The following is a 12697-nucleotide window of genomic DNA, read 5'->3' on the forward strand; positions in this document are numbered from 1 at the left end:
CAAACAAGAAGGCGTCTAGGAAACTAGGGGCTATTCAAACATCGTGCAGGAGGTGGCCTCGGAGTATTCCCCGATGGTGAAGCTCTTGCCATAGCGATGCCCCACGACGCCTTCGGAAAGCTCAAAATGATCCTCGAGGAAGGTCACGCGGGTGTTAGCGACGTTGAAGGACAGGAAGCCGTATGTATTGGCGGGATAGAGCGGCAGTTCTGTCCCCGTGTTGAGCGCCCCGAGAAAGCCGATGAGCTCGCCGCTCTTCGCGGAAAGGACATGCGGATTCAGCTCCGTCAGGCCCGAGAGGAAGACATTCACGGCCTCGCCCAGGCGGCGCAGGCGTTTCTGGGTTTCTTCCTTGAAGCGATCCGGCGCGCTGCGGCCCATGAACGGCAGGAAACTCTTCGGGGGAGGGCGGTGGATCACCGTTAGGGTAAGCGTCTTGTCCCGCAGCCCGCTCGTCTCAAGTTTCTTGCGCCAAAGCCGGTCCACCTCGCCTGCGAAGCTGTCCTCGCGCACCGGCTCCAGCTCCGGTGCGATGGCCTTGGATACCTTGTGGACATAGTAGCTGAACTCCGGTCCCAATTGCGCGATGATCCGGGCAAAGAGCGCCGTCACCTTGTCGAGATAGGCATCGTCCGTCGTGTAGCTGTTGGCCCCGTCGAGGCGGATGCACTTGAAAAGCTCGTTCACCCGCGTCCGCACGGTCCGATCATCGACCAGGCTGACATATGGGAGCATATGCGCGAGACGGGTTTCGCGCGCATACCAGTTCGGCGTCAGAGTGCGGGGATCGAGCGTTTCGCCCAGGCCTTCATTATGGCGCATAGCTGTCCCCGCCATGGATGCTTCTGTTCCGCGTGGGCGGCGTCTCTTGCAATGCCGTCATCATCACGTCGATGAAGCGCGGGTCCCAATCGGCGGCCTTCCAAAGCAGCGGGTAGAGCAGGGCGGCCACGCCCAGCACGGCGATGTGCTGGACCCAGACGAACAAGAGCACCGAGCCGAAGAGCCAGACCATCGCGTACATGATGGGCAGGCCCAGGAGTTTGGGCGGCCGCACGAGGCCCAGAAAGAGAGGCGAGCGCTCAGCCACCGGCAAAGACCGCGGCAACGATGGTGGGGGCGGCGGCAACACCGGCGATCCCGACCAAGACCCAGAGTGCCTGGCGGAGATCGATGATGTTGAAGAACCAGCTGAGGAAGACGCCAAGAACAGCGAGTGTCGCAATGACCACGCCAAGGGGTCCGGTCAATGCATCGACGATGCCCTGCAGCAGGCTCTGAATAGGGGAGAGGTCGATGCTTTGGGCAAGGGCCGGTTCCGCAATGACCAGAAATATCGCCAAGCTGGCAATGAAGAGCGTTGAAATCTGTTTCATGAATTTGATCCTTCCAATCGGGTCACGGCGGCCATCACGCGGGCCACGTGGTTCTGGGTTTCTCGGTAGGGGGGAATGCCGCCGTATAGGCGCACGGCATCGGGTCCGGCGTTATAGGCAGCCAGCGCCAGGCGCGGATCGCCGAACGTCTCCAGCATCATCGCGAGGTAGCGGGCGGAGCCGTCGAGGTTCTGCAGCGGATCACGCGGGTCGACGCCCAGATCACGCGCCGTCGCTGGCATCAATTGACCAAGGCCAATGGCACCTGCACTTGAAATCGCATCCTGCCGGTAGGCGCTCTCAACCTCGATATTGGCTCGATAGAGAGCCAGCCAATCCGTCACGGAAAGCCCCGCGCGACGCAGGCCGGGATGGCCGGCATAGCGCAAGGCCGTGGTCTGAATCCCGGAGAGGACATCGGCGCGGGGCAGGGGAGTCGGGCGGGCAAGGGCCGCGACTTGGACGCCCTCTTGCTCGGCCTCTACCTCGCCGAAGATCGCGATCCCATCGGAGGCCGAACTCTGACCAATCCCGTCATTATAGTTCCGGGCAAAACCGCTCTGAGACCGTGACGGGGTCAGAGAGCCGTCGCTATCCATGACCAGCACCATTTGCGCGGAGGCAGGTGCTGCGCCCAGCCAGAGGCAGACGAGTTTAGTTGTCAGCGCCCTTGTCTGATGGGGCTTTGTCTGACGGCGCAAGTTTGTGCGTACGGCTTGTCCCCGCCTCAAGCGGCAGGTCGACATGCGCAAAGCCAAGGCCAATGAAGAAAGACACCACGCCGGAGATCGTCTTGAACTCGCGGATCTTGATATCGTTGTAGGTCGTCCGCGTGCGTGCGGTGACGAGGAGCTTTTCCACACCGTCAGCAGAGACAACGCGCATGATCCAGACCCCGTAATAGCTGGGGCCTTTCTTATGTGCCGACTCTTGGCACAGGATTTCTGCGCTATAGCCGCTTTCCACGAGTTCGCGGAACCTGGCTTCCGTAACCACATTTGGTGCTTCGATGTCCCAGTTCATGGCCCGGCTCACGCTTTCTCCAATGGCGTGACCCCAGGCATTCCTACTTGAAGCCCAGAGTTACGATAGTATACTATCAACCGCAAGATGTAATATCGTGCTTTAGCTGTAGTTTGGTTACGCAAACACTAGTCACGGCCAGTGTCCGCGATCAAGGAGATAACAGGTTTGAGAAACCCAAGGTTGACAGGCCTGCTCCCATTACAAGCTATGGCCCTCCTGATCTGCCTCTCTGGGCCGGGTTTCGCGGAATCCTGCCTCGCGCCGTCCCGTCCCTTCCTGCCAAGCGATTCGCAGGCAGCGCGGGACTATGCGGACATCATCCGTGGCGATTTCGAAGACTACATTCAGGATATCCAGCGCTATTTCCGTTGCCTCGACGGCGAACGGGCCCGTGCCTTCGAGGAAGCGAGGGAGGTTAGTGAGGACTACGGCCAATTTCTGCATTTGGTAGGGGATTGATGGGCAACCTCGGGAGCATCAGACTTGCAGCCCATGGAAACCAGACGCCGATAACACCCTTATATATCTACTTTTTAGATAACAGATTTCATCCGCTAGCGACGTCACAAAAGGTATGTGACGCGTGGCAAAGACAATCAGAAGCAAGGGACAGGTGGCACTCTGCCAGGCGTTGGTCGACGCTCGCATCGATGCGGGCCTTGGCCAGGAAGACTTGGCGGACAGGCTCAGATGCCACCAGTCCCTCATCGCCCGCCTTGAAAGCGGTCAGCGCCGGGTCGACGTTGTCGAGTTGGTCGTTCTGGCGCGCGCCATCGGATTTGACCCGTTCGAGGTTCTGGCGATCGTTGAAGCCGCCACGGAGCCCGACCACAGGATTTGAAGCCAATGAATTGTTGAGAAAACCGGAACCCATTTTCCCGGTCTGGTGATCATTCCCTCATCGAGGACCAGGTAGCCAAAACCAACGAAGTCCGGCGCGCGGTCGTAGTGAACGCTCTGCAATTCCACGCCGCAATTCGCAGCGCCACAGTGCAGGAAGTCAGTAAACAGTGAACGATGATAAGGGTGAGGGCGTCGCGATCGCCAATCTGATCGGGACCGATGGGTGCAGTGTTGTTGGTTGGGTTTATCGCTGGAGCACAGGATCACATGCGGTGATGTGGGACGTCCAAGGGCCCCAGCCGGTATCGGAAACCCGGCCGGATTTAAGTGACGAACAGAAGCAAGAAATCGACTTCGATGCGCTGACGAGGATCGGAAGAAGCGACGACGGGTGAACAGAGCGAACCCGCGGTGTTTGCCTAAACGCCAAACAGCATGTGGACCGCGAAGCGTATGCGGTGAGGTCGTGCAAGCCAAAGAAGCCGTCTTCCATGACAAATCTACGTGGCGGCAGGTCAGTAGTTCACCTGCTCGAACCCGTAGTTGCCGTCATAGTCACGCCAATCGACGAAGACGGATCGGTGATAAATGCCAGGGCAATGCTCGCCCCAACGTTCAAGGCCCATATGGGCCTCGGGCAGGGCAGTTATCGAAGATCGCTGCCATGAGAAATCGCCTTGGGTCCCGTAGGTGCCGAGGACCACGGTCGCGCTTCGGTTACAATCCCCATCGCGCCCGGACTCGTGCTGTCGTGCATACCGTACATCGAAGACGCGGATGGACCGCACGAAATTGAACTCTGGCCCGCTGATATCGATGTCCGCGCGGTCCTGAACGAGCCGCAGGGCGAGGTCGGTGAGAACGAGATTATCTACTGGCAAGGATTGAAGCGGTCGACGGGTGTCGGTTCGGTACAAGGCTTCAAAGATGCGGTCAGCGTTGTTTGATTGCCGATCGCTCTCATAGGACGCGCCCATGGGACAGCGCCAGATTTGCAGCGGCGGTTCCACTGGCCAAGGCGTAATCCGCCGGATGAATTCAGCGCGGGCTCGGGCGCAAGGGACGGAAGCGGGCCAGCCGCCAGACAGACACAAGAGGATCGCGCAATCGATCGGGTAGGACTGCGCGCGGGCGGGTATCGGTAGAGAAGAACCTATCACGGTCAAGGCGACTGCGACCGAGGGGAGGAGCTTCGTGAGTAAATGGCGCATGCTGAGGAACCTCCGTGAGAGGAGTTCAGCATACATACAATAGTATACTATCGCAACATGAAGTATAAAGTCGCATAATCAATCTTATGTTAATAATTGAACAAACGGCGCAGAGGGTTTATTATGTAAAATTGGGATACTTGAATGGTGTTTTTGGCGACTGAGCCTCAGGGGTCATGGTGAAGTGAGACTTGGCCCGGCGCTGTTACTTTGACGCATCGCGAATGCGAACACCCATAGCCCCGCAAGCACCAGACTTAACAATGCGTTCCAACTGGCCATCGACAAAGTTAGAAATTCCCATGCCACCTGATCGCACATGACTAAGTTAGATGCCCCATCGGTAGACAAAAGGTCCTCGGCCGACATTGAGCTCATGTCGAGCCCGGATCCCGTACAGGACGTAGGCCCTTCCCACCAATCCCGTTCGACACCCGTGTGGAAGACGCCGAGTGCCGCAGTCGTTGCCGCAGAAGCTGCGCCGATGAGCAAGAGTGGAATTATCGGTAGCCCCATCGTCAAAAGCAGACCCATGCCGATTGCAACTACATGCGGATACCGCTGCCAAATGCACATCGCGCAGGGTGCATAGCCCAAAGCCTGAAACACGAAAGCTGCAAAGAGCAAAGCCGCCGACCCAGCAGCCGCGAGAAGACCAATTTGTTTTCCCGAATAGCTCAAGCTTTAATCCGTTCATGACAGCAATATCGCCAGAGGCTGAAGATGCATTTGCACTCAACCTCCGATCGCTTGACTATCTCCGCAATGCTATGTTTTCACGAATAATATTGTATCGGTTTGTAAAGTTGACGCGTCGCAAGTTGAGACGGTATGATTGACCGCCAATGCGACCCCAATTTACGGCTGAGGATGGACACCAAGAAGCAATCAACGCTATTGACGATCGGTGCGATCTTAGCGGGTTACACTGCCCTCCGTACGGTGCCCTCTTTGCTGCCCGAAAGGCTCGAACTCGTTCCGCTCGACACTCCGATTGGTTTTCGAAAATATGTGGCGGGAGAGACTTCAGGCGGATTTGACCCATTCGTAGGTTTGGGCAACGTTGACAGTGCTGAGGCGACAGCACGGAAAGCCGCGGCCCTGAAGAGGGTTTCCGAAGATATTTGTGGTGCGCTCTATGGGGGTCTTGAAACGACTGCATCGAAGATTCCGATGGCCTCGTTCTCAGATTATTACTGTCCTTTCTGCCGAGTGCAAACCAAACGTCTGGCGGATATGTCACAAGAGATGGATGACGAGGTTGTGGTCGCATGGCATGAGCTTCCGTTGCTCGGAGATAGCTCGAACCTGGCCGCCAAAGCCGCGTTAGCGGCAAAACGACAAGGGGCCTACGTCGCGTTCCATGAGAGGTTGATGAAGAGCCCATTTCAAGCAACGCCCGAGTATCTCCGTCGACTTTCGGATGATCTTGGTGTTGATGGCACCCAATTGGTTGCCGACATGGAAAGCGCCGAGATTGCCCAAGAACTGGAAAATAGTGCGGCTCTTGCCCGGGTCTTTGCCTTTGTAGGCACACCTGCGCTTGTGATTGGTCGTACCGTCGTTCAAGGCCAGATCAGCGACAAAATGATCGGACAGATCGTCGAACTGGAACGCGAAGAAGGTTGGGGCGTGGTATGTGTTTCAGTGTAGAGCCTAATTGGATTTGCCATGCCCGTCTCCTTCGGGGCCTTAGGAACTGTCGCAAAAATTCCGCCGCCAATAGGTTGGCCCAGGGATCTGCGCCTGCTTTTGAGCAACAACGACGAAAGCGCCCCAAATGATGTTGCGAGCCCCGTGGTGTCTTGTTTTGGCGTTGATGGCGTGTCTCTGGGCATCCATGAGCGTCGCAGCGTCAACTGATACTTACGAGAACACGGCGATTTCAGCGCGGCTTATCTCTGTCGAAAATGGCGTTGCGACGAATTCCGGAACTTTGTCACTCGGCCTCGACATCAAGCTGGCCGAGGGCTGGAAAGCCTATTGGCGCTCACCCGGCGAGGTCGGTCTGCCGCCTGAAATCTCGTGGGATGGATCGACAAACCTGGCGACGGCACAGATACTCTGGCCTGCGCCTGAGCGTTTCACAGCATTCGGGATCGAGAATTTCGGGTACAACAAACGTGTTGTCCTTCCCATCCAGGCGGTTCTTGAAACAGCCGGACAGGCGGTCGAGCTTCAGGCGGGAGTCACGCTGTTAACCTGCTCGACCGTGTGCGTGCCCCATGATTTCAACCTAGCTCTGACGATCCCGGCTGGCGCTGGAATTGATGCGGCCTCCGCTGCGCTTATCTCCGAGTTTGCCGAACGGGTGCCGCTTGGTCCCGATGCGGCTGACATCGAGGTCGAGACGGCTGTAATCGCCGATGGCGCGCTCTACGTCACAGCGCGCAGTGCAAACGCCTTTGTGAACCCGGACGTATTCCCGGAAATGGGACCGACATTTACCTTCGGAAAGCCGGACATCCGAACGAATAACGCGGGAACGGAACTTTGGGCAAAATTGCCCCTCTTGGCCAGTGAAGAACAATTGCCACCGTTGCAAGTTACGGTGACAGACGGGTCACGCGCCGTGACGGCCATGCCTGAGTGGTCAAATACCGTCCCGGATGCGCCTTTCGAGCTTGTGGCGAACCTGCCTGATCTGGCGCAGATACTGGCGATCGCCGCCTTTGCTCTCCTCGGTGGTTTGATCCTGAATGTCATGCCCTGCGTTCTGCCCGTCCTGTCCATCAAACTGACATCGGTTCTCAATCATGGAGACAAACCATCACACGAGGTTCGGAACGGATTCCTGATGTCGGCGCTTGGCGTGCTGGTGTTCATGTGGGTGCTGTCCGCTGGAATTTTGGTCTTGCAGTCCGTCGGGATCACGGTGGGATGGGGTCTGCAATTCCAAAACCCTATTTTCCTGACAATCATGTTTCTGGTCCTGACTGTCTTTGCCGCCAATCTGTTCGGGATATTCGAGATTTCGCTGCCTTCCGGGTTACAGTCGCGGCTGGCCAGATCAAGCGGTCGGGACGGTTACATCGGGGATTTCGCGACGGGTGCCTTTGCTGCGGTACTGGCAACGCCCTGTTCAGCCCCCTTCCTTGGGACGGCGGTGGCCTTTGCCCTGTCCGGTCGCCCAATTGATGTCATCATTGTGTTCACGGCTTTGGGCCTTGGGCTGTCCCTGCCCTATCTGCTGTTTGCCTGGAAGCCCGGCATGGTCCGACTGTTGCCCAAGCCCGGCCGATGGATGCTTGTCGTTAAGTGGGTGCTTGCCGGTCTTTTGGCGGGCACCGCGATCTGGCTGCTCTGGGTCCTGATGGGCGTGTCGGGAGTCCGGGTTGCCGTCTCGGTTCTAGTACTTGCAGTGTTCTTCGTTCTCTTTGCCACCATTCGGCTGCCAGGGAGATTTACGCGACCTGCCGCGCTGGCTGCCGTTGCCGTTCTCAGCCTTGCACTTCCGGGTACCATGGCCCCCCCGCCAACGATAAAAGAGATTGGTCAGGATTGGGTCACATTCGACCGCTCCGAAATCCCAAGACTGATCTCTCAGGGCCAGACGGTCTTTGTCGACGTCACCGCAGATTGGTGCCTGACCTGCAAGGCAAACAAGACGCTTGTTCTGGACCGAGTGCCGGTCGTTGGCCGATTGCGAGACGAAAAAGTCGTCGCAATGCAGGCCGACTGGACGCGGCCCAATCCCGATATTTCGCGATATCTGGAGGCCCACAACAGGTTTGGGATACCCTTTAACATCGTCTATGGGCCGAATGCGCCGGACGGGATCATATTGTCCGAAGTCCTGACATCTGACGCTGTTCTAAACGCATTGGACGCCGCCGCGCTCGCCGTAGACAAATAAGGTCAGGATCCTTTGGCGAGGTCCTCCAGTATAGGACAGTCTGGCCGATGATCGCCTTGGCACGCGTCAACGAGGTGCGATAGCGTCTTTCGCATTGACTTGAGTTGGGCGATTTTGCTGTCAATGGCCGTAAGATGCTCTTTCGCGACCGATTTTACTTGCGCGCTTTCCCGCGTCTCATCTTCATATAGACCAAGAAGCGTGCGGCAATCTTCAATCGAAAAACCCAGTGTTCGGGCACGGCCCAGGAACGCCAGCTTGTGAATGTCGCTCTCCCGAAAGGCGCGGTACCCGTTATCGCTGCGCAGCGGTCGAACAAGACCGATATCCTCGTAGTAGCGGATTGTCTTTGGTGGCAAGCCCGCGCGTTCTGATACTTCCCCGATATTCACCTTGGTCTCCTATTCTGCTGGCTGCGTTGTGAGTTTCGTTGCGGGTTGATGGGGCGCGTCACCTTCTGCCATCGTCGGTTTGATACGGCGCAGACGAAGCGCATTGCTCAGAACCGATACCGAAGACAGCGCCATGGCCCCGGCGGCAAAGACGGGTGACAACAGCAGCCCAAAGCCGGGATAGAGTGCGCCCGCCGCAACAGGGATAAGCGCAACATTATAGCCAAAGGCCCAGATGAGGTTTTGCCGGATGTTGCGCATGGTCGTGCGAGACACTTCAATGGCGTTCACCACGCCGCGCAAGTCCCCGGACATCAACACCACGTCGGCACTTTCAATGGCCACATCCGTGCCGGTTCCGATCGCGATGCCGACATCGGCATGGGCCAGCGCTGGTGCGTCGTTGATGCCATCGCCGACAAAGGCGATCTTGCGATTACCCTCCCGAAGCTCATCCAGCGCTGCAACTTTTCCATCTGGAAGCACCCCTGCAACGACGTGGTCGATCCCGACTTCGCGGGCAATCGCGTCTGCCGTGGCCTTCTTGTCGCCAGTGATCATGGCGACTTTGATTCCGCGATCATGCAGGGCACTGATGACATCGGCGCTGGAGGATTTAACCGGGTCAGAAACAGCAATCACTGCCGCAAGGGATCTATCAACGGCGGCAAAGAGCGCGGTACGTCCCTTGTCAGCCAATGCCCGCTCCCGATCTTCCAACGGGCCAATGTCGATGCCTTGCTGTGCCATGAAGCGATCGGCGCCGACACATACTTTGCGACCCCGAACAAGAGCTTCAACGCCGTATCCCGTCACGGACCGGAAATTCGTTGCATCCGGCCAGGACACGCCTTCGTATTCCGCAGACTTCATAATGGCTTCGGCCACGGGATGCTCGGATTGCGCTTCGACAGATGCGATGAGGGCGAGTGTCTCTGCACGATCAAAGCCATCAGTCGTAATGAGATCGGTCAGGCTTGGCTGACCTTGTGTGACGGTTCCCGTCTTGTCGAGCGCAACAATATCAACTTCGTCCAGATGTTGCAGCGCATCTCCCTTGCGAAAGAAAACCCCCATTTCAGCGGCGCGCCCGGTGCCCACCATGATTGAGGTGGGCGTGGCCAATCCCATGGCACAGGGGCACGCAATGATCAAAACGGACACGCCGGCGACCAGGGCAAAGGTCAGGGCTGGATCAGGGCCAACCAGAAGCCAGACACTCACCGTCGCCATCGCCAAAACCAAAACGGCTGGTACGAACCACATCGTCACACGATCCACCAACGCCTGGATAGGCAGCTTCGCGCCCTGCGCTTCTTCCACCATACGAATGATCTGGGCGAGCGTGGTATCGGCCCCGACCCGAGTGGCCGCGATGGTCAGGCTACCGATTCCGTTCACGGTGCCGCCGGTCACTGGATTGCCCGCCGTTTTCGGAACGGCAAGGGGTTCGCCAGTGATCATGCTTTCGTCGACATTGCTTGACCCGTCTGCCACGTCGCCATCGACGGGCACCCTTTCACCGGGACGCACCAGGACCAGATCCCCGATCCGCAGTGCCTCGATCTCAACCTCGCTGGCCTGTCCGTCGCGCAGAACCCGCGCTGTCTTTGCCTGCAAGCCCAAAAGCGCCTGTATGGCGGCACCGGTCTTACCCTTTGCGCGGGCTTCCAGAAAGCGCCCCAGCAGGATAAGCACGACAATGACCGCAGCCGCCTCAAAATAAACGGCTCGAACGCCGTCGGGCAGCAGGTCGGGCAAAAACGTCGCCACGACTGAATAGCTCCATGCCGCACCCGTGCCGAGTGCGACAAGGCTGTTCATGTCCGGAACACGTCTGAGCAACGCCGGAATGCCTTTTTCGAAAAAGCGCCAACCCGGTCCAAACAGAACCACCGTAGCAAGTGTGAACTGGATCAACCAAGAGGTCTGGATGCCGATTGTACGCTCGACTAGGGCCTCGAAGCCCGGGATTGTGTGTTTGCCCATTTCCAGAATGAACATCGGAACGGTCAGGATAGCGGCAAATACGACGCGGCGCGCCAGTGCCTGTGCCTCGTCGGCCTTGCGTTCCGATCGGCTGACCCGTGCATCTGCATCTGCAACTTCGGCAGGGTATCCTGCAGCCGTGCTGATCCCGGCGATTTCTTTAGGTGTGATGACATCCGGCAGATAGCGGACTGCCGCCGTTTCGGCAGCGAGATTGACGGCCACGTCCAAAATACCCTGCGCGGCCTTTTGGGCCTGTTCAACCCGACCCACACAGGATGCGCAGGACATCGCCCCCACATTCAACGTGACCCGGGCCGTTCTGGCCGGATAGCCAGCAGCTGACAGGGCCTCGATTGCGGCACCTGTGGCGGCAGGAGCATCACTTTCGAACCGCGCCGCCTCATTGGCAAGGTTCACGCTTGCGCCCGAAATACCAGGTACATCATTCAGGGCATTCTCGACCCTTACCACACATGACGCACAGCTCATCCCGGTGATTGAAAGCTGTATGGAACTGGAACCAGTCATCAAAGCATCCTCTACCAAGTTGCTTTCAATCTAAGGCTTCCAGTTACAGGAAGCTCAAGAGGGGAACCAAATTTTTTGCGGTCAAAAGTGTCTTGACCTTCCCGCCAGTGGAACCAGCAACAGTCAGGTCGAGTTGCAAATGAAGACCCTCATGATTTTTTCCGTCCCGAAAATGACCTGTGGACACTGCATTTCCGCTATTGAAAAGGGAATCAAAGCGAAAGGCCCGTCGGCCGTCATTGCGACCGATCTGGACCTTTACCTCGTCACTGTCCAAAGCACATTGGAACAGGCCGCCGTGCGGCAAACCATCGTTGACGCAGGCTACGACGCTTCAGTCGCGTAGGCTTGTCCTTATTCGGCGGCCCGGGCCTGATCGACAAGTTCGATCATCTGGTCCGCCTGAATCAGGCCCGGCGCAAGACTGTCGCCGATCACGAATGAAGGTGTGCCACTGAACCCCAGCGATTGCGCAAGCCGCATGGAAGTTTGAATGTGCTCTTCAATTTCCGGTGCGTTCATGTCGCGACGCAGCTGTGCAACATCAAGGCCGATGTCTTCCGCAACGCGGATAATCGTTGCTTCCTCAGCGCGTTGCTTTAACTGCATCATTGCCCAGTGGAATTCTTCATACTTGTCCTGATTGCGCGAAGCCAATGCCGCGCGGGCAGCAAACACCGAACCCTCCCCCAAAATCGGCCACTCTCGATACACAACCCTGACGTTGGGATCGGCGGCAAGCAGTGCCTCCATTTCAGGTTTGACCCTACGGCAATATGGGCAGTTGTAATCGAAGAATTCCACAACCGTGACATCGCCCTCGGGATTGCCCAGAACGGGTGCGTTTGGATCATTTTCAAGCGTGGCTTTTTCAGTATCGAGAACCTCCGCTGCGGCTTGCGCCTGCAAAGCTTGTTGCTGCTCTTCGAACAATTGGGCGGCCTCGAATACAATGCCCGGATTCTCGCGAATGGCTTCCAGCACCAGTTCCTTGATCCGGTCTTCGTCCATGCCGTCTGCCATCGCAGTGATGGGAAGCATCACAAGTGCAGCGGTGGCTAAAAATCTCTTCATTACCCGTCTCCTTTTGACGCTATGTCCTGTGCCGTTCGATCGGCCTGCGCGGCGCGTTCACGCTCCGGCCAGATTGATTTGATGTATGCGAGGATGTTCCAGATGTCCTCGTCGCTCAGTTGTTCGCCGAAACCCGGCATGCCGCTGTTGAATTCAATGCCTTGCGCGGCGAGCGTCGCCTGGCCCCCTTGCTTGGTGTAGGTAAAAAGCATGCTGTCAGGATGATGCCATGTATGTCCGGTCGCGTCGTGCGGAGGAGCTGGCAGGCTTCCATCTTCGCGCGGCGTGCGCCAGTCTTCCTCGCCCTCTAGGTTTGCACCATGGCACGCGGCGCAGTTTTCCGCGTAAAGGATCTCACCTGCGGCTATGTCGACCGGGCCGGCGCTCGCGGAGTTTGAC

At 57.7% G+C, this 12697-nt stretch carries 15 protein-coding genes and 1 pseudogene; 5 read left to right on the top strand and 11 right to left on the bottom strand.

Annotation, left to right across the window (positions count from 1 at the left end):
- Positions 1-33: 33 nt before the first annotated feature.
- The 5 genes and pseudogenes from TA5113_RS16150 to TA5113_RS16170 all read right to left on the bottom strand — a co-directional run.
- Positions 34-822 (bottom strand): annotated as a pseudogene (locus TA5113_RS16150) (VirB4 family type IV secretion/conjugal transfer ATPase); the annotation flags it as partial.
- The gene (locus TA5113_RS16155; RefSeq protein ID WP_058314084.1) at positions 812-1090 is read right to left on the bottom strand and encodes a VirB3 family type IV secretion system protein; all 279 of its coding nucleotides are present in this window, start codon (positions 1088-1090) and stop codon (positions 812-814) included. The gene TA5113_RS16155 and the pseudogene TA5113_RS16150, both read right to left, overlap by 11 nt.
- Positions 1083-1376: a TrbC/VirB2 family protein gene (locus TA5113_RS16160; RefSeq protein WP_058314085.1), complete on the bottom strand. Its 294-nt coding sequence runs from the start codon at positions 1374-1376 to the stop codon at positions 1083-1085. Before TA5113_RS16160 ends, TA5113_RS16155 begins: the two co-directional genes overlap by 8 nt.
- A complete protein-coding gene (locus TA5113_RS16165; RefSeq protein WP_058314086.1) occupies positions 1373-1987 on the bottom strand; it encodes a lytic transglycosylase domain-containing protein in 615 nt (204 codons plus the stop codon). The genes TA5113_RS16160 and TA5113_RS16165 overlap by 4 nt, the downstream gene beginning before the upstream one ends.
- Before the next feature lie 43 nt (positions 1988-2030).
- Positions 2031-2399 carry a hypothetical protein gene (locus TA5113_RS16170; RefSeq protein ID WP_058314087.1) on the bottom strand — a complete coding sequence of 123 codons (369 nt, stop codon included), beginning with the start codon at positions 2397-2399 and terminating at the stop codon, positions 2031-2033.
- A gap of 210 nt (positions 2400-2609) precedes the next feature.
- Here TA5113_RS16170 and TA5113_RS16175 point away from each other — a divergent pair, with 210 nt between their 5' ends.
- Positions 2610-2861 (top strand): hypothetical protein, encoded by a 252-nt coding sequence (locus TA5113_RS16175; protein WP_058243497.1) that lies wholly within the window; start codon positions 2610-2612, stop codon positions 2859-2861.
- 124 nt (positions 2862-2985) lie between these two features.
- On the top strand, positions 2986-3243 hold the full coding sequence (locus TA5113_RS16735; protein ID WP_082625808.1) for a helix-turn-helix domain-containing protein: 258 nt from the start codon (positions 2986-2988) through the stop codon (positions 3241-3243).
- Between the two features lie 517 nt (positions 3244-3760).
- Here TA5113_RS16735 and TA5113_RS16190 read toward each other — a convergent pair.
- Positions 3761-4456 carry a hypothetical protein gene (locus TA5113_RS16190; protein WP_245627118.1) on the bottom strand — a complete coding sequence of 232 codons (696 nt, stop codon included), beginning with the start codon at positions 4454-4456 and terminating at the stop codon, positions 3761-3763.
- Between the two features lie 174 nt (positions 4457-4630).
- On the bottom strand, positions 4631-5137 hold the full coding sequence (locus tag TA5113_RS16195; protein WP_058314090.1) for a disulfide bond formation protein B: 507 nt from the start codon (positions 5135-5137) through the stop codon (positions 4631-4633).
- 189 nt (positions 5138-5326) lie between these two features.
- Between TA5113_RS16195 and TA5113_RS16200 the strand changes: the two genes are divergently transcribed.
- The gene (locus TA5113_RS16200) at positions 5327-6109 is read left to right on the top strand and encodes a DsbA family protein (RefSeq protein ID WP_058314091.1); all 783 of its coding nucleotides are present in this window, start codon (positions 5327-5329) and stop codon (positions 6107-6109) included.
- 187 nt (positions 6110-6296) lie between these two features.
- A complete protein-coding gene (locus tag TA5113_RS16205) occupies positions 6297-8312 on the top strand; it encodes a protein-disulfide reductase DsbD family protein (protein ID WP_082625810.1) in 2016 nt (671 codons plus the stop codon).
- A 2-nt stretch (positions 8313-8314) separates the two neighbouring features.
- Here TA5113_RS16205 and cueR read toward each other — a convergent pair whose 3' ends face one another.
- Positions 8315-8704 carry a Cu(I)-responsive transcriptional regulator gene (gene cueR / locus TA5113_RS16210; RefSeq protein WP_058314093.1) on the bottom strand — a complete coding sequence of 130 codons (390 nt, stop codon included), beginning with the start codon at positions 8702-8704 and terminating at the stop codon, positions 8315-8317.
- Positions 8705-8713: 9 nt separating this feature from the next.
- Complete coding sequence (locus TA5113_RS16215; protein ID WP_058314094.1) at positions 8714-11224, bottom strand: heavy metal translocating P-type ATPase; 2511 nt, start codon at positions 11222-11224, stop codon at positions 8714-8716.
- A 151-nt stretch (positions 11225-11375) separates the two neighbouring features.
- Between TA5113_RS16215 and TA5113_RS16220 the strand changes: the two genes are divergently transcribed.
- On the top strand, positions 11376-11570 hold the full coding sequence (locus tag TA5113_RS16220) for a heavy-metal-associated domain-containing protein (protein ID WP_245627119.1): 195 nt from the start codon (positions 11376-11378) through the stop codon (positions 11568-11570).
- An 8-nt stretch (positions 11571-11578) separates the two neighbouring features.
- On the opposite strand, the gene TA5113_RS16225 is transcribed toward TA5113_RS16220, so the two are convergent.
- Positions 11579-12298, bottom strand: coding sequence for a DsbA family protein (locus TA5113_RS16225; RefSeq protein WP_058314096.1), 720 nt, complete (start codon positions 12296-12298; stop codon positions 11579-11581).
- The coding region (locus tag TA5113_RS16230) for a c-type cytochrome (RefSeq protein WP_058316826.1) at positions 12298-12697 on the bottom strand (400 nt) is incomplete at its 5' end. The genes TA5113_RS16225 and TA5113_RS16230, both read right to left, overlap by 1 nt.

This window comes from Cognatishimia activa (genome assembly GCF_001458335.1).
In the GTDB taxonomy this organism is placed as follows: Bacteria; Pseudomonadota; Alphaproteobacteria; order Rhodobacterales; family Rhodobacteraceae; genus Cognatishimia; species Cognatishimia activa.

Bases quoted from the DNA above. Each gene is read 5' to 3' on its own strand.
- TA5113_RS16160 (WP_058314085.1), bottom strand. From the start codon at position 1,376: ATGAAACAGATTTCAACGCTCTTCATTGCCAGCTTGGCGATATTTCTG.
- TA5113_RS16165 (WP_058314086.1), bottom strand. From the start codon at position 1,987: ATGGTGCTGGTCATGGATAGCGACGGCTCTCTGACCCCGTCACGGTCT.
- TA5113_RS16170 (WP_058314087.1), bottom strand. From the start codon at position 2,399: ATGAACTGGGACATCGAAGCACCAAATGTGGTTACGGAAGCCAGGTTC.
- TA5113_RS16175 (WP_058243497.1), top strand. From the start codon at position 2,610: ATGGCCCTCCTGATCTGCCTCTCTGGGCCGGGTTTCGCGGAATCCTGC.
- TA5113_RS16190 (WP_245627118.1), bottom strand. From the start codon at position 4,456: ATGCGCCATTTACTCACGAAGCTCCTCCCCTCGGTCGCAGTCGCCTTG.
- TA5113_RS16200 (WP_058314091.1), top strand. From the start codon at position 5,327: ATGGACACCAAGAAGCAATCAACGCTATTGACGATCGGTGCGATCTTA.
- TA5113_RS16205 (WP_082625810.1), top strand. From the start codon at position 6,297: ATGAGCGTCGCAGCGTCAACTGATACTTACGAGAACACGGCGATTTCA.
- TA5113_RS16215 (WP_058314094.1), bottom strand. From the start codon at position 11,224: ATGACTGGTTCCAGTTCCATACAGCTTTCAATCACCGGGATGAGCTGT.
- TA5113_RS16220 (WP_245627119.1), top strand. From the start codon at position 11,376: ATGATTTTTTCCGTCCCGAAAATGACCTGTGGACACTGCATTTCCGCT.
- TA5113_RS16225 (WP_058314096.1), bottom strand. From the start codon at position 12,298: ATGAAGAGATTTTTAGCCACCGCTGCACTTGTGATGCTTCCCATCACT.